At 66.2% G+C, this 21,149-nt stretch carries 23 protein-coding genes and 1 pseudogene; 15 read left to right on the top strand and 9 right to left on the bottom strand.

What is annotated here, in order from left to right; translation table 11 throughout:
• Window positions 1-8 precede the first annotated feature (8 nt).
• Window positions 9-1,019: a non-homologous end joining protein Ku gene (gene ku / locus NG697_RS14835; RefSeq protein WP_252614558.1), complete on the top strand. Its 1,011-nt coding sequence runs from the start codon at window positions 9-11 to the stop codon at window positions 1,017-1,019.
• A 72-nt stretch (window positions 1,020-1,091) separates the two neighbouring features.
• Here ku and NG697_RS14830 read toward each other — a convergent pair whose 3' ends face one another.
• Window positions 1,092-1,358, bottom strand: a complete 267-nt coding sequence (locus tag NG697_RS14830) for a DUF7218 family protein (RefSeq protein WP_056348983.1) — start codon at window positions 1,356-1,358, stop codon at window positions 1,092-1,094.
• Window positions 1,359-1,618: 260 nt separating this feature from the next.
• Between NG697_RS14830 and NG697_RS14825 the strand changes: the two genes are divergently transcribed.
• Window positions 1,619-2,464: a class I SAM-dependent methyltransferase gene (locus tag NG697_RS14825; RefSeq protein ID WP_252614557.1), complete on the top strand. Its 846-nt coding sequence runs from the start codon at window positions 1,619-1,621 to the stop codon at window positions 2,462-2,464.
• A complete protein-coding gene (locus NG697_RS14820) occupies window positions 2,464-2,895 on the top strand; it encodes an SRPBCC domain-containing protein (RefSeq protein WP_252600630.1) in 432 nt (143 codons plus the stop codon). The genes NG697_RS14825 and NG697_RS14820 overlap by 1 nt, the downstream gene beginning before the upstream one ends.
• 153 nt (window positions 2,896-3,048) lie before the next feature.
• On the opposite strand, the gene NG697_RS14815 is transcribed toward NG697_RS14820, so the two are convergent.
• The 6 genes from NG697_RS14815 to NG697_RS14790 all read right to left on the bottom strand — a co-directional run bounded on the left by NG697_RS14815 (window position 3,049) and on the right by NG697_RS14790 (window position 8,445).
• The gene (locus tag NG697_RS14815; RefSeq protein WP_056348975.1) at window positions 3,049-3,327 is read right to left on the bottom strand and encodes an HPr family phosphocarrier protein; all 279 of its coding nucleotides are present in this window, start codon (window positions 3,325-3,327) and stop codon (window positions 3,049-3,051) included.
• Between the two features lie 66 nt (window positions 3,328-3,393).
• Complete coding sequence (locus NG697_RS14810) at window positions 3,394-5,463, bottom strand: PTS fructose transporter subunit IIABC (protein WP_252600628.1); 2,070 nt, start codon at window positions 5,461-5,463, stop codon at window positions 3,394-3,396.
• Between the two features lie 2 nt (window positions 5,464-5,465).
• Entirely contained in the window at window positions 5,466-6,491 is a 1,026-nt protein-coding gene (locus tag NG697_RS14805) for a 1-phosphofructokinase family hexose kinase (RefSeq protein WP_252600626.1), read from the bottom strand.
• A complete protein-coding gene (locus NG697_RS14800) occupies window positions 6,488-7,291 on the bottom strand; it encodes a DeoR/GlpR family DNA-binding transcription regulator (protein ID WP_252600625.1) in 804 nt (267 codons plus the stop codon). The genes NG697_RS14805 and NG697_RS14800 overlap by 4 nt, the downstream gene beginning before the upstream one ends.
• Window positions 7,292-7,506: 215 nt before the next feature.
• The gene (locus tag NG697_RS14795) at window positions 7,507-7,764 is read right to left on the bottom strand and encodes a DUF6458 family protein (RefSeq protein ID WP_056348963.1); all 258 of its coding nucleotides are present in this window, start codon (window positions 7,762-7,764) and stop codon (window positions 7,507-7,509) included.
• A 102-nt stretch (window positions 7,765-7,866) separates the two neighbouring features.
• On the bottom strand, window positions 7,867-8,445 hold the full coding sequence (locus NG697_RS14790; RefSeq protein ID WP_252600623.1) for an FAD-dependent oxidoreductase: 579 nt from the start codon (window positions 8,443-8,445) through the stop codon (window positions 7,867-7,869).
• A gap of 20 nt (window positions 8,446-8,465) precedes the next feature.
• On the opposite strand from NG697_RS14790, the pseudogene NG697_RS21360 reads away from it, so the two are divergent.
• From NG697_RS21360 to NG697_RS14775, 5 genes and pseudogenes are all read left to right on the top strand, one after another.
• Window positions 8,466-8,654, top strand: a pseudogene (locus NG697_RS21360) (MarR family transcriptional regulator); the annotation flags it as partial.
• 68 nt (window positions 8,655-8,722) lie between these two features.
• Window positions 8,723-8,851 (top strand): hypothetical protein, encoded by a 129-nt coding sequence (locus tag NG697_RS21065; protein ID WP_256471108.1) that lies wholly within the window; start codon window positions 8,723-8,725, stop codon window positions 8,849-8,851.
• Window positions 8,852-8,941: 90 nt separating this feature from the next.
• A complete protein-coding gene (locus tag NG697_RS14785; RefSeq protein ID WP_252600621.1) occupies window positions 8,942-9,559 on the top strand; it encodes an alpha/beta hydrolase in 618 nt (205 codons plus the stop codon).
• Window positions 9,560-10,093: 534 nt separating this feature from the next.
• Window positions 10,094-10,858, top strand: a complete 765-nt coding sequence (locus NG697_RS14780; protein WP_252614556.1) for an HAD family hydrolase — start codon at window positions 10,094-10,096, stop codon at window positions 10,856-10,858.
• 82 nt (window positions 10,859-10,940) lie between these two features.
• Window positions 10,941-13,283: a glycoside hydrolase family 65 protein gene (locus NG697_RS14775; RefSeq protein WP_252614555.1), complete on the top strand. Its 2,343-nt coding sequence runs from the start codon at window positions 10,941-10,943 to the stop codon at window positions 13,281-13,283.
• 48 nt (window positions 13,284-13,331) lie between these two features.
• On the opposite strand, the gene NG697_RS14770 is transcribed toward NG697_RS14775, so the two are convergent.
• Entirely contained in the window at window positions 13,332-14,675 is a 1,344-nt protein-coding gene (locus NG697_RS14770) for an MFS transporter (RefSeq protein WP_252614554.1), read from the bottom strand.
• Between the two features lie 150 nt (window positions 14,676-14,825).
• On the opposite strand from NG697_RS14770, the gene NG697_RS14765 reads away from it, so the two are divergent.
• Together NG697_RS14765 and NG697_RS14760 are read left to right on the top strand one after the other, a co-directional pair.
• Window positions 14,826-15,629, top strand: coding sequence for a hypothetical protein (locus NG697_RS14765; RefSeq protein ID WP_252600614.1), 804 nt, complete (start codon window positions 14,826-14,828; stop codon window positions 15,627-15,629).
• Window positions 15,619-16,368: a LamB/YcsF family protein gene (locus NG697_RS14760; protein WP_252600613.1), complete on the top strand. Its 750-nt coding sequence runs from the start codon at window positions 15,619-15,621 to the stop codon at window positions 16,366-16,368. Before NG697_RS14765 ends, NG697_RS14760 begins: the two co-directional genes overlap by 11 nt.
• Window positions 16,369-16,397: 29 nt before the next feature.
• Here NG697_RS14760 and NG697_RS14755 read toward each other — a convergent pair whose 3' ends face one another.
• Window positions 16,398-17,747: a DUF445 domain-containing protein gene (locus tag NG697_RS14755; protein WP_252614553.1), complete on the bottom strand. Its 1,350-nt coding sequence runs from the start codon at window positions 17,745-17,747 to the stop codon at window positions 16,398-16,400.
• A 50-nt stretch (window positions 17,748-17,797) separates the two neighbouring features.
• On the opposite strand from NG697_RS14755, the gene NG697_RS14750 reads away from it, so the two are divergent.
• From NG697_RS14750 to NG697_RS14730, 5 genes are all read left to right on the top strand, one after another.
• Entirely contained in the window at window positions 17,798-18,706 is a 909-nt protein-coding gene (locus NG697_RS14750) for a glycerophosphodiester phosphodiesterase (RefSeq protein ID WP_252600609.1), read from the top strand.
• A 75-nt stretch (window positions 18,707-18,781) separates the two neighbouring features.
• Window positions 18,782-19,270 (top strand): DoxX family protein, encoded by a 489-nt coding sequence (locus NG697_RS14745; RefSeq protein WP_252600607.1) that lies wholly within the window; start codon window positions 18,782-18,784, stop codon window positions 19,268-19,270.
• Window positions 19,267-20,070 (top strand): AzlC family ABC transporter permease, encoded by an 804-nt coding sequence (locus NG697_RS14740; protein ID WP_252600673.1) that lies wholly within the window; start codon window positions 19,267-19,269, stop codon window positions 20,068-20,070. The genes NG697_RS14745 and NG697_RS14740 overlap by 4 nt, the downstream gene beginning before the upstream one ends.
• The gene (locus NG697_RS14735; protein WP_252600605.1) at window positions 20,067-20,378 is read left to right on the top strand and encodes an AzlD domain-containing protein; all 312 of its coding nucleotides are present in this window, start codon (window positions 20,067-20,069) and stop codon (window positions 20,376-20,378) included. The genes NG697_RS14740 and NG697_RS14735 overlap by 4 nt, the downstream gene beginning before the upstream one ends.
• Window positions 20,379-20,801: 423 nt before the next feature.
• Entirely contained in the window at window positions 20,802-21,140 is a 339-nt protein-coding gene (locus tag NG697_RS14730; RefSeq protein WP_252600603.1) for a hypothetical protein, read from the top strand.
• Window positions 21,141-21,149 lie beyond the last annotated feature (9 nt).

Genomic DNA, 21,149 nt, shown 5'->3' with positions numbered 1-21,149 from the left:
CTTGAGGGATGAGAGCCATCTGGAAAGGTGCCATCGCGTTTGGCCTCGTCAACGTGCCCGTGAAGGTCTACAGCGCCACCGAGGACCACGACATCAGCCTCCACCAGGTCCACAATGCCGACGGCGGCCGGATCCGGTATCAGCGCCGCTGCGAGGTGTGCAGCAAAATCATCGACTATTCGGACATCGACAAGGCGTTTGAGGACGAGGGCCGGACGGTGGTCCTGTCCAAGGATGAGCTCAAATCCATCCCGGCAGAGAACAGCCACGAGATCGAGGTGGTCCAGTTTGTTCCGTCGGAGCAGCTGGAACCGATGATGTTCGAGAAGAGCTATTACCTGGAACCGGATTCCAAGTCGCCCAAGGCCTATGTCCTGCTGCGCCGGGCGCTCGAGGATACGGATCGTGTGGCCATCGTCCAGTTCGCCCTGCGCGAGAAGACACGGCTGGGGGCGCTGCGCATCAAGGACGAGGTGCTGGTGCTGCAGTCCCTGCTGTGGCCCGACGAGGTCCGGGACGCCAGCTTCCCTGCGCTGGACACGTCCATCCGGATTTCCGCCCAGGAACGCGAAATGTCCGCCGCCCTCGTGGAGTCCATGGCCGCGGATTTCGAACCCGAGCACTTCACCGATGACTACCAGGTGCAGCTCCGGAAGCTCATCGACGCCAAGCTGGAGAAGGGCGATTCGCTCGATACCGACGAAACGTTCGGCGCCGAAGCGGGTGAGGGCGGCAACGGCGAGGTCATCGACCTGATGGAGGCGCTGAAGCGCAGCCTGGAGCGGAAGCGCGGCGGCGGGAAGCCTGCCGCCTCTGAGGATGCGGACGCGGACGACGCCGGCACAGGAGAAAGTGCCGACAGTCCCGGCGGGAAGGCTCCCGCCAAAGCCGGTGCCAAGACTGCTGGGACGAGGACAACGAGCGCCAGGACGGCTGCGGCGAAGTCCTCCGAAACCAAAACCGCCGCCGCGAAGCCTGCGGCGAAGGCCACTACCACGCGGGCGCGAAAGGGTGCTTGAGGCGGTCCGCGAAAAAGCGGACCGGGAATGCGTAGACCGCAAGCGTGCTGTGTTGGTGGGGATGGCCGCCGCCTAGGAGTTCCGCAGGGCGGAGATAAGCTCGCTCTTCTTTTTGGCTGAGTAGCCGGTGAGGCCTATTTCCTTGGCTTTGGCCTTGAGTTGCGGGACGGTCCAGTCGTCGTAGTCGCCGGATTTCCCGCCCTTGCGGCCCACCGCGGAGCGGCCTTTCTTGGCGGCCGCGTTCGAGATACGGGCGGCTTTCTGCTTGGACGCGCCGTCCTCGCGCAGTTCCTCGTAGAGTTCAGGATCTTTCAGGCTCGGGTTCTTTTTGCCGGGCATGTCGTCCTCCTTCACCGGGACCGGGAAATCCTGGACGCCGAAGCGCCGTAATGGCTGGTCAGGCTTCCACGCTAATTCCGGGGTTGGGGAAACACAAGGAAACCCTAAGTTTGCTTGCTTCCGCGCCGAGTCCTAGCCCCAGACGCTTTACAGCGCGCCCCGCTGCGGCCACAATGGGTCGCATTGCAGCCCTGTGCAACAGCGTGCTGTCACTCGAAGCCTGTCAAGGAAAAAGCCTGTCAAAGGAGAGGGGCGCCAGCATGAATGACAAAGTGGACGTAGACGAGGCAGACCGGGCTCTGAAGCAAAAGCACCGGGCCATGTGGGCCTCGGGGGACTACCCGGCACTGGCTAGTGAGCTGGTGCAGGATCTCGGGGCCATTCTGGTTGATGCCTGCGGAATCAAGCCGAAACAGCACGTTTTGGACGTGGCTGCCGGCGCCGGCAACGCGGCCATCCCTGCGGCCATGATGGGTGCCCATGTGGTGGCCAGCGACCTCACCCCGGAGTTGTTCGACGCCGGGCGCCGGCAGGCTGCCGATCGCGGCGTCGGGCTTGAATGGGTGGAAGGTGACGCTGAGGCGCTGCCGTTCGAGGACGATTCATTTGACGTGGTCACGTCCTGCCTGGGCGTGATGTTCGCTCCGCACCATCAGGCCGGCGCGGACGAAATTGTGCGGGTGTGCAAACCCGGCGGCACCATCGGCCTGCTCAGCTGGACGCCCGAAGGCTTCATTGGAAGGATGTTTGCCACCATGAAGCCGTTCGCGCCGCCGCCCCCGCCCGGAGCCCAGCCGCCCCCGCTGTGGGGCAGCGAAGACCACGTGCGGGAACTCTTCGGCGACAGGATCACCGATATCCAGGCGAAAAAGCGCACGCTGGCCATCCGCAGTTTCCACCAGCCGGAGGACTTCCTGCGGTACTTCAAGTCCCACTACGGTCCCACCATTTCGGTCTACAAGTTCATCGGCGACGACCAGGACAAGGCACAGGCCCTGGACAAAGCCCTGACCGAACTGGCTGATTCGTTTGGGGAGGCCCACGGTGATGCCGTATGGCAAATGGAATGGGAATATCTGCTGTTGACCGCCAAGGAGGCCCGGTAGTGCCCGTGAACCTCGTGGCCACATCCACCATCACCATTGATGCTCCGGCGGAGCGCGTCTGGAAGGTAATCACCGATCCGGCCGCCGTGAAGGAATTTATGTTCGGCGCGGACCTGGAAACCGACTGGACGGAAGGTAGCCCCATCGCGTGGCGCGGCGAGTGGGAAGGCAAGCCCTACGAAGATAAGGGCAAGATCCTCGAGGTAGATCCCGGCCGCAAGCTGGTCCACACGCACTTCAGTCCGCTGGGCGGCGAAGAGGACAAGCCGGAAAATTACCACACGCTCACCTGGACCCTCGAGGACCAGGACGGTGCAACAACGCTCACGCTCTCACAGGACAACAACGCCAACGAAGACGCGGCGGAGCACTCCAAGAGCATGTGGGACATGCTCGTGGCGGACGTCAAGAAGATCGCCGAACGCGGGTAAGTAGCCCAACTGGGTAGCAGTAACTGTCGTTAAGCGCGTCCGTAACGACACTTGCTGCTACCTAGTTGGGCCAGACGCTTAAGAACCAGCGGCCGCCGTCGTACCTTCCCCAAAGAGGGGACAGGCGCAACGGCGGCCGCCGGCGTGAAGCCGCTACTCGGCGTCGTGATCCGTTTCCAGGATCTGAACCAGACGCGCCAGGGCGTCATCCGCGCCGGTACCTTCGGCGCGGAGCACCACAACGTCGCCGTGGGCGGCACCCAGGCTCATGAGGGACAGGATGCTCGCGGCGTCCATTGCCTCATCGACCGGCTCGCCTTGGCGGGCGATGGTGATGTCCAGGTCGAACTCGCCGGCGGCCTCCGCAAAGATGGCGGCGGGGCGGGCGTGCAGGCCTACTCGGCTGGCGACGGTTGCGGTGCGTTCTGACATTCTTGCTCCTTTTTCTTTCGGCGCCTGTTGGTTCAGCGCCGTGAATCTGTGGTGTGTACGGCCGGGTCAGACGGTTGCGGGAACGGACTCCACGGTAGCAGCGGGTTCGCGGACGGCCCAGCGCTTGAGACCGATCACTGCCAGGGCGGTGACGATGGTTCCAGCCGCGATCGCGACAACGAACATCAGGAAGTTGTCGATGGCGAAGAACACGAAGATTCCTCCGTGAGGGGCCTTGGATCCTACGGCTGCCGCCATGGAGATGGCGCCGGTGACTGCTCCACCCAGCATGCTGGCGGGGATAACGCGGAGCGGGTCGGCGGCGGCGAACGGGATGGCGCCTTCGGAGATGAAGGAAGCTCCCAGGAGCCACGCAGCCTTTCCGTTTTCACGCTCGGCGAGGCTGAAGCGCTTTTTGTCCAGGACGGTTGATGCCAGCGCCATGGCCAGCGGCGGCACCATGCCTGAAGCCATGACGGCGGCCATGATCTGCCACGGAGCCTGGTTGTCCAGCGTTGCGGCACCAAGGCCGGCGACGGCGAAGGCGTAGGCGACCTTGTTGACCGGGCCGCCGAGGTCGAAGCACATCATGAGACCCAGGATGATGCCCAGGGCGATGGCGCTGGCGCCGGTAAGGCCGGACAGCCACGTGTTCAGTCCCGCTGTGAGGGCGACGATCGGGCCACCCAGGATTAGGAACATCAGGCCCGACGCAACCAAGGAGGCGAGCAGCGGGATGATTACCACCGGCATCAGGCCGCGGAGCCAGCGCGGTACGGCCCAGGTTCCAATCACATGGGCGACGTAGCCGGCGAGCAAGCCGCCGACGATGCCGCCGAGGAAGCCTGCACCCATGAATCCAGCTACGGCGCCGGCGACGAAGCCTGGGGCGATCCCGGGCCTGTCAGCGATTGCGTAGGCGATGTAGCCCGCAAGGGCGGGCACCAGGAAGCCCATGGACAGGGCGCCGATCTTGAAGAGCACGGCACCGAGGTAGGCGCCCAGCGGGCCCCACGCGTTGTCAGGGTATTCGGTGGGCAGGTTGAAGATGCTGTTGTCCACCACGATTGCATCGGCGAAATCAGTGATCAGATAGCCACCCATCAGGAAGCCCAGGGCGATCAGCAGGCCGCCACCGGCGACGAACGGGATCATGTAGCTGACGCCCGTGAGCAGGGCCTTCTTCAGCTTCTGGCCGATGTGCTCGCCCTTTTCCATGGCCGCATTATCAGCCTGTTCCTCGGCACCGAAGTGCGGAACCCGGCGTGCGTTCGGGTTGTCAGCCGCGGCGAGAGCCTCTTGGACCATCTTGTCCGGCTCGTCGATGCCGCGTTTGACCGGCGCGTTGATGACGGGCTTGCCGGCGAAGCGTTCCTTGCCCCGGACATCCACGTCCACCGCGAAAATCACGGCGTCGGCGGCGGCGATGACGGAGGGGTCCAGTGGCTTGGCGCCTGAGGAACCCTGGGTCTCCACCTGCAGGTCCACGCCGACTTCCTTGGCCGCGGCGACGAGTGAGTCCGCTGCCATGTAGGTGTGGGCGATGCCGGTGGGGCACGCGGTCACAGCCACCAGGCGCTTCGGCCGGGCCGCAGATCCGGCAGCGGAAGCAGCGGCGCCCGCGCCGGCGGCTGCCTCAGCAGGAGCGGCATCGGACGCAGGAGCGGCAGCGTGCGACGCCGGCTTGTCCGCCAGGGCGCCGTCCACCAGTTCCACGATTTCCTCGCGGGAAGACGCTGCACGCAACGCGGCAGTGAAGTCCTTTTTGATCAGGGACCGGGCCAGCTTGGACAGCAGCTTCAGGTGCTCCTGGTCCGCGCCGTCGGGGGCGGCGATGAAGAAGATCAGGTCCGCGGGGCCGTCCTTGGCGCCGAAGTCAACCTTGGGGTTGAGCCGGGCCATGGCCAGCGTGGGTTCGATGACCGCAGCAGAGCGGCAGTGCGGGATGGCGATGCCGCCGGGGATGCCGGTGGCGGTCTTCTGTTCGCGGGCGAAGGCGTCGGCGAAGAGTCCTTCAACTTCGGACGCGCGGCCGGTGGCAGCTACTTTGCTGGCCAGGTGCCGGATCACGTCCTCGGGCGAGGTGCCCAGGTTCTGGTCGAGCTCGACCAGTTCGGTGGTGATGAGCTGAGTCACTGTCAATCCTTTCGAAGGGCCGTGATGGTTACGGCATCCGGGGTGGTTTGGTGGACTGCCGGGACAGTGGAACCCGGCAGGGAGGCGGCGGCGGCACCGTGTGCCACTGCCTGACGGAGGCAATCGGCCGGGGCGGCGCCCTGGCCGTGTGCGAGCAGATAGCCAGCCAGCGATGAATCGCCCGCGCCGACAGTACTGACCGCGGCGACCGGCGGATGCGTGGCCAGCCACGCGCCGTCGGCCGTTACTAGGACAGCTCCCTTGGATCCGAGAGTTGCCAGCACAGCACCCACACCGGAACGCACGACGGCGGCGGCGGCCGCTGCAGCAGATTCCGGATCCGCTTCAAGTTCGTCTGCGGTAAACGCCGTGGCGAAGCCGGCTGCAGCAGCCAGTTCCGCCAGTTCCTCGGCGTTGGGTTTGAGGAGGTCCGGTTTCCCGGACACACCGTCCTGTGACGTGCCATGCTGTGCCGTGCCGTCCGGCGAGATGCCGGAGACGGCGGCGACGAGCGGGCCGCCGGAGGAGTCGACGGCGATCAGCGGGGCGCCGCCGTTGGCTGCCGCCCGCAATCGCCGCGTGACGGTGGCGTAGAAGTCGGCCGGGAAGCCGGGAGGCAGGGAACCGGCCAGGACCACCCAGCTGGCGCCGCGGGCGCGTTCCAGCAGCAGGCCGATCAGGGCTTCCTGCTGGTCCTCGCTCAGCCGCGGGCCGGGCTCGTTGATCTTGGTGGTCACGCCACCCGGCTCGGTCAGCGCCACGTTGGTTCGCAGCGGCTCGTCGATGGGAAGGGCCGCGAACGGCACGCCATCGTGGAGCAGCCCGGCGAGGACGGGATCACTCGCGGCGCCCGGGAGCACCGCGATGGTCTCCAGGCCGGAGGCAACCAGGGCGCGGGAGACGTTGACGCCCTTGCCGCCGGATTCCTGGCTGACCGAGACGGCGCGCTGGACTTCGCCGCGTTCCAGGGGTCCGGGCAGGGCCACCGTGCGGTCCAGGCTGGGGTTGGCCGTGAAGGTGACGATCACGCGATCACCACGTCGACGCCGGCCTCGGTCAGGGCTGCCGCCAGTTCGGGGCTGGGCTCGCTGTCTGTAATCAAGGTGTCCAGATCTTTCAGGGAGGCGAACTGGACTAGGGTTTCTGCGTCCAGCTTGGAGGAATCGGCCAGCACCACGATGCGGCGTGCCGAATGGACGAAGGCTGCCTTGACGGCGGCTTCTTCAGGATCGGGCGTGCTGAGGCCAAAGGTGGGGTGGATGCCATTGGTGCCGATGAAGGCGATGTCCGGGCGCATCCGCTGCGCGGCCTCCACTGTTGACTGTCCCACGGCGGCCTGGGTGAGGCCGCGCACGCGGCCGCCCAGGATCTGGAGGGCGATTCCGGGAGCGCTGGACAGTTTGGCTGCGATGGGAACGGCGTGGGTGATGACCACCAGTTCGGCTCCAGTTTCGCCGGCGGAAGGTTCGACGGCGGCGCGGCGGGAGAGGAGGTCGGCCAACGCTTCGGTGGTGGAACCGGCGTCGAGCAGGATGCTGCCGGACGAGGCCTGGGGGATCAGGGCCAGTGCAGTCTGCGCGATGCGCATCTTCTGGTCCGGGCGCTGGATGGTCCGTTCGTTGATGCTTTCCTCGGTGGTGCTGAAGCGGTCGGCCGCAACTGCTCCGCCGTGGACCCGCCGCACGGTGCCGGTGGTTTCGAGCGTGGCGAGGTCGCGGCGGACGGTTTCGGTGGTGATGCGGAAGCGCTCCGCCAGCATGGTCACGCTGACCCGGCCCGTGCCCGCGACTAGCTCGGCAATCTTCTGCTGGCGCTCCTCGGCGAACACGTACCCTCCATTGCGTAAAGTGCTGAATCCCAGCGGCTGTGACGTCCAGTGATTGGCATCACATGATGTTGAATTACTTGACTTTATCTTCGCTTATGTTGGTTTGTCAATGGAAACCCACAAGAAACAAAGTCCGCAGGCCGGGTCTTCGCGCGGAACGGAAAAGCCGGGCCGGGCCTGTGTGGTCCGGCCCGGCGTCCGGGTGGTTGTGGAGCCTAGATACCGCCGTCGCGGCTTTCGTTGCGGGTGATGCGCTCGCCGGTGTTGGGATCAACCACCGAACGGGTTTCGCTGACCCGGCGGCTGCGGCCCGGTGAGGCCAGGATGAGGGAGGCGATCAGCCCGATCACGCCAACAGCCATCAGGATGTAGCCAACCATGACCTGGTCTATGAAGGGGATGAGTCCCGGGGCGACGGCCCAGGCCAGGATGGCGCCGAGTGCAATAAGGAAGATGGAGGAACCGATTCTCATGACTTGCTCCTTGTTGTCCGCTGATCTTGGAGGGGCGGTACTACGCGCGGCAGCATCCTGTGCGCCGCACTTGCTAAGCATGCTTTCCAGCGTCAGGCTACCTTACGTGTCCGGTGTTGGGCGGAACGCTGGCCTCAAATCCCGAGTCGTGCCCGGCTCCCCAGTCGATGTGGTGACGGTAGACCCAGTCCGGACGGTGGACCGCAGCCCGTCCGCGCCTATCAGCAGGTGGCCTTCGGCGGACGTGCCGTCGTCGAATCCTGCGGTCACGCCGTCGGGGGTTTCGGTCACGGAGCTGAGCCCCTTTCCGTACAGGATGCGGATGCCCCGCCGCGTCGCTTCCGTGCGGAGCAGTCCGTATAGCTCGGAGCGCGTCAGTGTGCGGGCGGTGGTCCCGTCCGGCAGGGCGCCGCCGTACTTGAAGTCGATCAGGTGGCGTCCCGTCGAGCCCAGGTACATGGACATCCGCGGCGTGCTGAACCCCAGCCCTGCCGCGGCGTGCTTCAGCCCAAGGGTGTCCAGGGCGTCGAAGCCGTTGACGGCGACGGTAAGGAAGCCTCCGACGCCGTCCGACGGGCCGCCGTACGCTTCGAAGACAACGGGCGTGTGCCCCGCCTTTTGCAGTGACAGGGCCGTCGCCAGCCCTGCGACGCCGGACCCGATGATGAGGCAGTTCAACATGGCTGTTCTCCTTCTGATTTATTTCGTTCTCCGAACTGCGGGGACTCTCGGCCACCGAGGGCAAGGCGATCGACATTCTGATGCGCTTCGGCCCCCTGACGGCGGGGGAGTTCGGCGAGCGGCCGGGCTTGGCCCCCGCATCCGTGACCGGCCTGATGCGGCGGCTTGAGGCCAAGGGTGTGGCCCGGCGCGTCCGGCATCAGGAGGACAGGCGCAAGGTGCTGATCGAACTGGTGGGTGACCAGGCCTCTGCCGCGGCGCCCTATTTCCTGGATTCATGGGCGGGCTGGCGGCCCTGCTGGAGGGCTACAGCGACGAGCAGTTGCGGACCATCGCCGACTTCTCATCCAAGGCTGCTGCGGTCCAGAAGGATGCGGCCGGGCACCTCGGGTCCGGGGCAGAATAGAGAGCCAAGCACGGCGGGCGGCTTTTCCGGCACATTCGCGGCAGGAGTCGATGCGAGCCGCTGGCCCGCTGGACTGGCTACGCTGATCCGATGGAAACAGTTACGTGGTCCAAGCCGGAAAGCGAACGGGACGGCACGCCGCTGCTGGTCATGATGCATGGCTACGGCACCGATGAGTCGCGGATGGTGCGGCTGTTCGAATACCTGCCGGCCGAGTTCACTTGTGTTGCCCTGCGCGCACCCATGGTGATCGGCGACCACTACGGCTGGTTCCTGCTGGACTACTTCCTGGCCAACGATTTCGCGGATGTCATCGCGGCCACCAACACCGTCCAGGCGTGGATTAACTCCGTCAGGGGCCAGCACAGCAGCGTGAGTCTGTTGGGTTACTCGCAGGGGATGGCCATGGCCAGCACGCTGCTCCGGCTCCATCCCGCGGATTACAAGGCCACGGTTGGGCTTTCCGGTTTTGTGCTGGAAAACGAGCTGTTGTCCCTGACCGAATCCTTCACGGCCCCGCCGCCCTTTTTCTGGGGGCGGGACAAGGCGGACCTGGTGATCAATGAGGACGCCACGGCCTACACCGGACAATGGCTGAACGAAAACACCCGGTTGACCGCCAGGACGTATCCGGGCATGGGCCACGCCATGAGCAAGTCGGAGATGGTGGACGTTAGCGCGTTCCTGCGCCACTACGTGCCCGGCTGAACTGCGTCATCGGTCCAAGCGCGTGATCGGTTGAACCCTGTGCCCGCCCGGGCGTGTGCCCCGTATCGCAATATGAGAAAAAACAGTTGCGCGCGAAATTTGTAAGCGCTTACACTCGTCGGTGGCCGGCTCTTTGCGGGCCATTGGAAACCGTCGGAAAGGGCAGCCGGACAGGTGCCATGTGCCAGGCCTCTATCCAGGCCTCCTGCCCGCCTTGCGCCGCGATGCCTGCTCCGCCAAGTTGTCAGGCCGTGCCAAGGCGCTCATGATGGAAGAAGACGTTAAACAGCAGCCCATCGGCCCGCCGTGGTTTTACCGTGGCCCTTAGCCGCCTCTGCTGACCCCGGCGGCATCGTGGCCGCCCCTCTCCGCTCCTTGCTTGGACCCCTCCTTGCTGCCCGCCGCTTTTCTGCCAGCCCTTCCACGTTCCGCCTGTATGCACAGCCCCGCTTACATAGCCCCACTACTTTCCGCCCAGTGACATCCCGCCCGTGACATCCCGCCTGTTGCCCGCCGTCTGAAAGGACACCGCGCATGACTGACGTTCTGAAAACCCAAAGCACCAGCTGGACCACTGCCTCCGCCATCCTGTTCGACCTCGACGGCGTGCTGACCCCCACAGCCACTGTCCACGAACAGGCGTGGAAGGAACTCTTCGAGGGCTTCCTGGCGTCCCGTCCGGATGTGCCCGGCTACCGCGAGGACGATTACTTCGATCACATCGACGGCAAGCCCAGGTTCGACGGCGTCCGGGACTTCCTGGCGTCCCGCGGCATCGTGCTGCCCGAAGGCGAGCCCAGTGACGGCACCACCGGTCAAGATTCCGCCGAGATCCCCGGGCAGGACACCACCGTCCAGGGACTGGGCAACCGGAAGAACAAGGTTTTCAACGACATCGTCAGCGCCGGCGTCGAGCCGTTTGAAGGCTCGGTGCGCTTCCTGGAAGCCGCCGTGGACCGCGGACTCAAGGTCTCCGTCGTCTCCTCATCCCGGAACGCCCCGGCTGTGCTTAAAGCCGCCGGCCTGAACGGGTACTTCGAAATAGTGGTTGACGGTGTGGTGGCTGCGGCCCAGGGCCTGCCCGGCAAACCGAGCCCCGCCACGTACCAGTACGCCGCGGAACTGCTGGGCCTGCCCAGCGAAGAATGCGTGGTGGTTGAGGACGCCGTCTCGGGTGTCCAGGCCGGACACGCGGGGCAGTTCCACTCGGTGATCGGCGTGGACCGCGGCGCCGGCCGGCAGACCCTGCTCGACGCCGGAGCCACAAGCGTGGTCAACGACCTCGACGAACTGCTCTAACAGCCATCGCCGCCTGACGCTCCCCCGGCCTCAGGCACGAAGCACTTCCCCGCAACGCACAACGCCAAAGGACCCCAACACCATGGCTCTTATCACCGCGGACCGTGAACGGTTCCCCAACACCTCCTGGCAGCTTGTGGAAACACAGCACCAGCCGGGCAGCGCGGGCACCCTTGAGACGCTCTTTGCCCTGGGCAACGGCCATCTGGGTATCCGCGGTGCGCACTGGGCGGCCTCGGACGCAGACCTTCCGGGCAGCTTCATCAACGGCCTCCATGAGATCTGGGACATCAAGCATGCGGAGAACGCGTTCGGCTTCGCCCGGACCGGACAGCGGATCATCTACATCCCTGACGCGAACAACTTCACGGTGATCATCGACGGCGAGAGCCTGACCCTCGCCGAATCAGCCGTGCTGGACTACCGCCGCTCCGTCGACTTCGCCACCGGCATCTACGAATGCCGGATCACGTGGCTGTGCCGGTCCGGCGCCACGGTGACCACCACAGAACGCCGCGCCGTGGGCTTCGCCTCACGCGGCAGCCTGGGCATCTCGCTCGAAGTCGCCGCGGACCGCGAGGTTTCCGCCGACGTGACGTCCTCCGTCATCAACCGCCAGGACCAGCCTGTGGAGGACCACTCGGCGCATGACCCGCGCCGGGCAGGCCGGCACGCAGGCCGGGTTCTCCTGCCGGTAAGGACCGACGGCGGCGACGGCTCGCTCCGTCTCTCCTGGGAAGCGGCGGAATCCGGGCAGCGCGTGGGAATCGCCGTGGACCACTGGACTTCCGCCGGCCACCAGCCCTTTGAGACCGTTGCAGGCGAAGACGACAGCAGCGTCCGGTACGTCCTTGCCGTCCGCGCCGACGAGCCTTTCCGGCTCGAAAAGAGCGTCAGCTATGCCGCCGGCCGCGGCGTCCAGGACTCGGACCGGGACGCGGCGGAGGCCGCCGAAGCCGGGCTCCGGTCTGTGGAGGACATCTTCACCGAGAGCCGCGAGCATTACCGCGCGTACTGGGACACCTCGGACATCGTGGTGGGTGGCCAGCCCGAGCTCCAGCAGGCCATCCGGTGGAACCTGTTCCAGCTGGCCCAGGCCACCGCGCGGGCGGACATCGCCGGCATCCCCGCAAAGGGGGTCACCGGATCGGGTTACGAGGGGCACTACTTCTGGGACCAGGAGGTCTACCTCCTGCCCTACCTCACCTACACGAACCCCGACGGCGCCCGTCAGGTCCTGGAGTTCCGGCACGACATGCTGCCAGCCGCCAAAATCCGGGCCAAGGAGCTCAGCGTGGAGGGCGCACTGTTCCCGTGGCGCACCATCAACGGCCTGGAAGCCAGCGCCTATTACGCCGCCGGCACGGCGCAGTTCCACATCGCAGCGGCCATCGCCTTCGCCACCAACCGCTACCTGTGGGCCAGCGGCGACGAAACCTTCCGCGAGGGTATGGGTGCCGAACTCCTGATCGAAACCGCCCGCATGTGGGCCGCCTTGGGCTTCTTCGGCAAGGACGGGGCCTTCCACATCCACGGCGTTACCGGCCCTGATGAGTACACGGCGGTTGTCAACGACAACCTCTACACCAACGTGATGGCCCGCTTTAACCTGCGCGCTGCTGCGGCGCTGGACCACCCGGAGATCGACGACGCCGAACGCGAGCTGTGGGAGCAGGCCGCGGCCCGCATCCACCTGCCCTTCGACGAAGACCTGCAGGTCTACTCGCAGGACAACGACTTCATGACCCTGGAGCCGTGGGACTGGACCACCCCCCGGTCCAAGTACCCGCTGCTGCTGAACTTCCACCCGCTGGTGATCTACCGGCACCAGGTGCTGAAGCAGGCAGACACAGTGCTGGCCATGTTCCTGCAGTGGCAGGACTTCTCCGCCGAGGAGAAGCGCCGCGCGTTCGATTTTTACGATCCCATCACCACCGGCGATTCCACCCTGTCCGCCTGCGTGCAGGGGATCATGGCTGCCGAGGTGGGGCACCCTGAGGCCGCCCTGGAGCACTTCACGAACGCCGTTTTCATCGACCTGGACGACACCCACGGCAACACGATCGACGGCGTGCATATCGCCTCCGCCGGGGGTGTCTGGAGCTCGCTGGTCTCCGGCTTCGCCGGGCTCCGGGACCAGGGCCACCTGCCGTTCTTCGATCCGCGGCTCCCGGCCGGGTGGGAGGCATTGTCCTTCCACCTGAAGATCCAGGGCCGGTTGCTGCTGGTGGAGCTCGACGCCGGTGCACTGACACTGAGCGTCCGCAGCGGCGGACCGCTCGACGTGGATGTCCGCGGCCAGGTGCTCAGCATCGGCGCGGAACCGGTCCGGATTGCCCTGGAGCCTGTTGAGGTTCCGGAGCGCACTGTCTTCCCCAGCGGACCCCCGACGGCGAGCCTCCCCATTGTGGGGTTCCGCGCCTGACGTGATTGCGCGCCTGACGTGATTGCGCGCCTCAGGTGACGGGGTGCGTCAGTCTCCTGCCGCCGTCGTGCGTTCCACTTCAACCTGCCTGTCCAGCGGGTGGGCCAGTTCGTCGGCGGGCATCCGGGCGGCGATCATGGCGATCACCGCCAGGGCGGGGCAGACGACGCCGGCGGCCAGGAAAATTGCCCAGATGGGGAAGACCTCGGCTGCCGGTCCGGCCAGTGCCATGGAGATGGGCATCAGCGCGAGGGACACAAAGAAGTCCAGGCTGGAGACCCGTCCCAGCAGGTGGCTGGGCACGCGTCGCTGCAGCAGCGTGCCCCAGATGACCATGCCCACGCTGCCGGTGGCGCCCCAGACGAACATTGCGGCGGCCACGGTCCAGAAGCTGTCCAGAAAGCCGACGGCGGCGAGCGGCAGGCTGCCCGCACCCCAGGACACCATCATCACCGTGAGATAGCGGCGCGGCAGTTTCAGGGATGCGGTGACCAGCGAGCCGACGGCCCCGCCCACGCCCATCACGGCCAGCAGGAAGCCGAACATTCTCGAGTCGCCGCCGAGCTGGTCGCGGACCACAAACGGCATCAGCACTTCGATGGGACCGATCAGGAAGAGCACGGAAACGCAGGCCCACAGCAAGGTCCACAGCAGCCACGGTGTGCGGATGGTGTAGTTGATGCCCTCGCGGAGGTCGTGGAAGAAGGACGTTTTCGCGTGGCCCGTTGCCCCGGCGTCTTCCCCGGCCCCGGTGCTCCCGCCGTGAGCCCCGCCGTCGGCCCCGTTGTCGGGTGCGTCCAGGGCATGGCGCCCCAGGAAGTTCAGGACGATGAACGCCAGCAGATGGCAGGTGGCCACTCCGGTCACGGCGTGCGACGGCGAGAGCGCCGCCACCACCACGCCCGCGACGGCGGGTCCGGCCGCCTGCTGGAGGATGGGCCGCATGGTCCCCTCCATGCCGTTCGCGGCCAGCAGGTCCTCGGGCGGCAGGATGCGCGGCAGGATCGCGGAGTAGGCAGGGAAGAAGAACGCGGCGCCCACGCCCAGCACAAAGCTGCCCACGGCGAGATGCCACAGCTGCAGCCACCCTGCCATGGCCAGCCCGCTGATCGCCGCGATAACGGCGAGGTTGGCGCCTTCAACGGCAATGATCAGGAGCCGCTGCGGCACGCGGTCAGCGGCGATCCCGCCCGCGAGCACGAAGGCCACCAGGCCGATGCTGCCGGCAGTGGCCACCAGGGACAGCTCCAGCGGGCCGCCGCCGAGGTGGATCACCTGGTAGACCATGGCGACAGCCCACATTCCCGATCCGAAAATGGAGATGGCCAGCGCCGCGATGAGGACCCGGTACTCGCGGTGCGCAAAGGGCCGCAGCGCTTGGAGTGTGGGCATAGGGCAAGTCTAGGCTGGGCTGGATTTTGGCGGAACTCAACGCCGGGGCCCGGCGCCGGGACCGCTTACTCTTAAGCACCCTTAGTGTTAAGGCAGGGCCGCAGCCAAAAACTGCCGGCGGACACAAGCAATACCGAAGCAGAGGTGACCATGGCCAAGCGCAGCAATCCCGCAGTACGTATCGCACAGGAGACCGCCCACAACGCGGTGTTCGACGCCGACGGCAAGCCGAAACCCGGAGTCCACAACATGCTCCTCCGGGCAGTCGAAATCCAGCGGCCGCTGGTGCTCGCCTACGTCCGGCGGCTGCAACGCAAACACCCGCGCGCCAGCGCCGCCAGGCTCGCGGAGATCCTCGAACGCGACTACCTGCGGGCGGTGACCGGCGGCGGTGCGATCGTCGGGGCAACCGCCGTTGTGCCCGGCGTCGGAACCGTGGCCTCCCTGGGCCTCTCCGCCGTGGCTACCGTTGGCTTCCTCGAAGCCACGGCACTTTATGCCACCTCGCTGGCGGAACTTCATGGCATCCGGCTGACCAACCCGGAAAAGGCCAGCACCATGGTCATGGCCATCATGCTGGGCGAGGAGGGGGCTTCACTGCTGGGAACGCTGAGCGGCCAGGCCATGGGCAAGGGAGCCAGCGCCACCCAGGCATGGGGCAACGTGCTGACCAAGTCCATGCCATCGGGCTTCGGTGCCATTCGGAACAAGATCCAGAAGGCCTTCCTCAAGAACCTGCTCAAACGCCAGGGCACGGCGCTGCTTGGCCGGGCGCTTCCGTTCGGCATCGGCGCGGTGGTGGGCGGTGCCGGTAACCTCATAATGGGCCGTGCCGTGGTGGCCAACGCCAAGGAAGCCTTTGGTCCGATGCCGGACACCATCCCGGGGGAGCTCAAGGCCGTGGCGGCGGAACCGGAAAAACTTACTTTGGAAGGCAACAACCTTGGATCTTAACGCTGACCTCGGCGAATCGTTCGGCTCGTGGAACATGGGGGACGACGCCGCCATGTTCCGGCTGGTGACCAGCGCGAACGTGGCCTGCGGCTTCCACGCGGGGGATCCCGTCACCATGCTGGACAGCTGCCGCGCCGCCTTCGAGCTCGACGTCACCGTTGGTGCGCACGTGGGGTACCGGGACCTGGCCGGCTTCGGCCGCCGGTCGCTGGACATGTCCTTCGACGAACTGTTCGGTGACGTCCTCTACCAGCTGGGCGCGCTCGACGGCGTGGCGCACGCCGTCGGGGCCTCCGTTGACTACGTCAAGCCGCATGGCGCCCTGTACAACCGCCTAGTCCACGACGCCGAGCAGGCCTCCGCCGTGGTTGCCGCCATCCAGGCCTACGACCCCGGCCTGCCGATCCTCGGCCTGCCGGGCTCGCAGCTGCTGATCCAGGCCAAGGAAGCCGGCCACCCGGTTTTTATTGAGGCTTTTGTGGACCGCGCCTACCAGGCGGACGGGACCTTGGTGCCGCGCTCCCAGGCTGGTGCTGTCCTCCACGACGTCGACTCGATCGTTGAGCGCGCAGTGCGCCTCGCGACGAAGGGCGAAGTTGTGGCCGTGGACGGAACGGTGGTTCAGGTCCGGCCCGACTCCCTGTGCATCCATGGCGACACCCCCGGGGCCGTGGAAATGGCCGCCGGTGTTCGTACCGGGCTCGAAGCGGCCGGCGTGCAGCTGGAGTCCTTCGCGTAACCGCCCCGCGTTGCCTTAGAAGGGCCAGGTCAGCCGAACACCAGGTGCGCCGCGCTGAAGATGACCAGCCCGGCCAGTGAGCCCACCACGGTGCCGTTGATCCGGATGAACTGCAGGTCCTTGCCCACCTGGAGTTCGATCTTCTGCGACGTTTCCTCGGCATCCCAGCGGGCCACGGTATCGGTGATCACGCCGGCGATGTCGGAGCGGTAGGTCCGCACCAGGTAACCGGCGGCGTCGCCGATCCAGGCATTGACCTTGCCGGCCAGTTCGGCGTCGTTCACCAGGCGTGAGCCGAAATCGCGCACCGCCGTCTTGAACCGAACCGTCAGTTCACTGTCCGGATCGTCCACCGCAGACAGCAGGGCGCTCTTCACGGTTCCCCAGGTGCGGGAGGCCAGTTCGCGGACCTCGGGATCTCCCAGAACCTGTGCCTTGATGTCTTCGGCCCGGGCGATCATCGCGGGATCGTGCTGAAGGTCCTGCGCGAGGTCGTTCAGGTATTTGTCGATCTGCTGCCGGACCTGGTGGTTCGGATCGGACTGGACGGCGCGCGTGAACTTGAGGATCTCCACGTACACCTTGTCGCCCACGAGCCCGTCCACGAACTGCGGGACCCAGGTGGGGGACCGGTCGGAGACCAGCCGGCTGACGGTTTCGTGATTGTCGTCCACCCAGTCCGCGGCGCGGTCCACCAGCAGGTCCACGAGCTTGTGGTGGTGCCCGTCGGCAAAAATCCGTTCCGCCATCCTGCCCACCGGCGGTCCCCACGGCGGAGCCAGCAGGTGCTTACGCACCATTCCCTCGATGACCGCCTGGACGTCGTCGTCGTTCAATACCTTGAACACGCCGCGGATGACGGCGGCACCCTCCTTCGCCACGCGCTCGGCGCCGCCCGGACCGGCGAGCCATTGGCCGGCCTTCCGCGCCACGTCCACCGAAGCGAGCTTCTCCTGGACCACCTGCTCGGACAGGAAGTTGGTCTCCACAAACTCGCCCAGCGACGCCCCGATCTGGTCCTTGCGGCGCGGGATAATGGCGGTGTGCGGGATCTTGATGCCCATGGGGTACTTGAACAGCGCGGTCACGGCGAACCAGTCGGCCAGCGCGCCCACCATGCCGCCTTCGGCCGCGGCGCGGACGTACTGCAGCCACGGATACTCCTTCTGCAGCGCGAACGCGAACACAAAAATGACGGCCATGGCAATGAGGAGTCCCAGCGCCACAAGCTTCATTTTCCGCAGCGCTGCCGCCTTTTCGACGTCCCCGGCACTGAGTTGATGACCGACGACGGCGGCGCCCCCCTTGGGGGGCCGCGGCGCCGGACCTGTGGGCCGGGACGGGTCCTGGCGGGTAGTTGGCTCAGAGTTCACCTGCATGTGCCCAGCCTAGCGCCGAGCCACCGGGCGGCGTCCGCTAGCGTGTCCTCATGACATTCGAGGAGCCTGAGCCGGAACGGCCGCTGGTGTTTGCCCACAGGGGCGCCAGCGCTGCATTTGCCGAACACACGCGCGCCGCCTACCTCCAGGCCATTGCCGACGGCGCGGACGGGGTGGAGTGCGACGTCCACTTGACGCGGGACCAGCACGCCGTGCTGCTCCATGACGCCAACCTGGACCGGACCTCGGACGGAACCGGACCTGTTGCTGACCGAACACTGGCGGAGTTGCGGCTGCTGGACTTCTCGTCCTGGAAAGGCGCCCGGATCCCGGAGGAATACGGCGCAAAGTCAGAGCAGCTCCTCACGCTCCCTCAACTCCTGGACATCCTGCGCGGCGCTGGCCGGCCGATCGGCCTGGCAATCGAGCTCAAGCACCCCAGTCCTTACCAGCTGAAACTGGAAGACCGTGTGCTGGACGTGCTCCGGGGCGAAGGCTGGGACGACGGAACTTCCTCGGTGGACAACATCCAGGTGACGTTCATGAGCTTCAGCCCGGATTCCGTAAAGCACCTGCTCCGGAGTGTGCCGGCCGAATTCATCTGCCAACTGGTGGACGACATCGACGTCGACGAACTCCGCGACGAACTCAGCCTCGGCCCCCTGGCTGGCGGCGCCATCGCCAACCTGATGAAGGCGGCGCAGCTGGAAGGCGAACGCATCCTGGACGAGTGCGACGTGGGACTCGCGGGGCCCGGAATCATGTACGTCCGCGAGCACGCCCGGACCGTGCAGCGCTGGCTGGAGTCCGGTCGCCGCTTCCGCGTGTGGACCGTTGATTCGGAACGGGATGTGGCGCTCTGCCAAGGGCTGGGAATCCACGAGATCACCACGAACAAACCAGCCAGGGTATTGGCGCAGCTGCAATCGAGCGGGCAACAGGTCCAGCTGCCGTCCTGAGTCGTTGCTGTTCAGTCGTTGCCGTTCAGCCGCTGCTGTTTAGCCCCCGGGGCGGCGCTGTGATTGAGTGGACCCATGCCTTTTCGCTGGTCCGCCCGGGCCACCCAAACAGTGTCCGCGGCGGCCATGAGCGCGCTGCTGATGACCAGCGCCATGAAGCACTTCCGCGAGCCACGGTTCTTCGAACAGGTGGTCCCGGATTATCTGTGCCGCGAGACTCCAGGTGCCGGCGGCGAGTCGCCGGAGGGGCACGAAGTGCCAGCGCCCGACGGCGGCAGGCGGCCCCTGGCGGTGATGTCACGGGAGGAATGGATTGCGGTGAGCGGACTGCTGGAAGCGGGTGCCGCCGTCGGCCTCCTGATCCCGGTGTCACGGCGGGCAACAGCCACCGCCGTGACTGCAATGTTCACGGTATTCCTGGCCGGCCACGTGGACGCACTTCGCCGCGCCTATGGCTCCGCCGGATCCCCGACGCAGCGCAAGGTACAAACCGTCCGGTTTCCGCTTCAGCTGCCGCTCATCCTGTGGGCTTGGAGCTTGCGGAACCCGGGACGACGGCGGTGAAGTTGCTCGCCTCGCCCGCCGTGCGGGTGGGAATCTCGATCAGCATCGCCACCGGCCTCTACGGAGTGTCCTTCGGCGCCCTGTCCGTCACCTCAGGTCTTGATTTCTGGCAGACCATGGCGCTCAGCCTGCTGCTTTTCAGCGGCGGTTCCCAGTTCGCGTTCATCGGTGTGGTGGCGGGTGGAGGCTCCGGAATTGCCGCCATGAGCGCAGCCACGTTGCTGGGCATGCGGAACGGCATCTACGGCATGCAGCTCAACGCCCTCCTGCATCCGACGGGCTGGCGGAAGTATGTTGCCGCACAAGTCACCATTGACGAGTCGACCGCCACCAGCAGCGGGCAGACCGACCCCGACGAGCAACGCCGCGGTTTCTGGACGGCCGGCATCGGCATCTACGTACTCTGGAACCTTTTCACCGCCGTGGGGGCCCTCGCAGGAAGCGGATTGGGTGATCCCAAACAGTGGGGCCTGGACGGTGCGGCAGTGGCCGCATTCCTGGCCCTGCTGTGGCCGCGGCTCAAGGGGCGGGAACCGGCGGCGATTGCCGTGGTGTGCGCACTCGCCACGGTTGTAGCCGTGCCGTTCGTTCCCGCAGGCGTGCCCATCCTGATCGCCGCCGTGGTGGCTGCACTGATCGGCTGGTTCAGCCACGGACGCAGTGATGAAGGCCTGGAGCCGGACGTGGATCCCTACGACGAGCACCATGGGCGTCGGGACAAAAACCGGGACGCGCACCTGGACAATCAGAGGGACAGCCACGGGGACAGCCACGGGCAGACGGGGCAGGCGGGCGCATGAATCTCTGGATCTGGTTGTTGCTGGCGTGCTTCCTTGCCTACGCGTGGAAGCTGGTGGGCTATTTCGTCCCGGCGAAGCTGCTGAAGGACCCCCGGATGTCGCGTATCGCCGGCACCATGACCATCGGACTTCTGGCATCCCTGACCATTGTCAACACTGTGGCGTCCGGCCAGACGTTGGCCGCCGACGCGCGGCTGGGAGCCCTCGCCGCCGCAGCCGTCGTGTTGGCTTTCCGGGCGCCCTTCCTGCTGGTGGTGGTGGTGGGAGCCGGTGCCGCAGCCCTGCTGCGGCTCATCGGATGGAACTGACCGCCAGGTGAAACCGACTCCGAAGCACTGGTGGTGCGGCTCATATGCGTTATAGCATGGGCCTGGCTATGCAGTTGGCCGTGGACTCTCGTGAGAGCGCTGACCATGGAAATAAGGCTGCACCCAGCCGGTGCGAGACCCGGCAAAACCCGCCGTCCAGCACGTGATGGATGGCGCGCCGGGCTTCCGGTCAAGCGCTTCTTTACCCGGTTCCGGTCTCTGGCAGACCTGCCGCCGGAGGACCTGGTTGTACTCTCCGAGCGGATGAGACTGGCTCTGGACGTCAGTCAGGGAGCAAACATCACCGCCCTGCACGCGGCCGTACGGGCCGAACTCCGAAACCGGGAAACGGAACCTGACGATTGATGGCCGGCCGGTGTATCGGCGTGAGGCTGTCGCTACGGCCTAAAGGAGTCAGTCAAGATGAACGAACAGCCAGAGCCCAACACCCCGGATCCGGATAGCGGAACCGACAACCCCCAGGCTGCAGACCCGAAGCCGCGGCCGGTCTATGACACCACTGTCTCCGAATCGACGCGGGAACTGCGGGATACTTCCCGGCGCCGCCGCGATGCGGAGGAGAAGCTGCAGCAGCACCTGTTGGAGGCCAAGGAGCACGTGCCCCATCACTACGATCATGAGCCTCACAAGCACGGCCAGGAGCCTCCCCCGGCGGAGGGGAAAGGCAGCGCCGGGCCGCAGGAGAACACGCCCGAAGAAACCAAACATCAACAAAAGAACCCCGGGGGCGACGCCAGCTGATTGGGCTCA

The organism is Pseudarthrobacter raffinosi (assembly GCF_023913835.1).
GTDB lineage: Bacteria > Actinomycetota > Actinomycetes > Actinomycetales > Micrococcaceae > Arthrobacter > Arthrobacter raffinosi.
The sequence above is the reverse complement of the archived record's forward strand: the minus strand, read 5'-3'. Positions and strand labels throughout refer to the sequence as shown.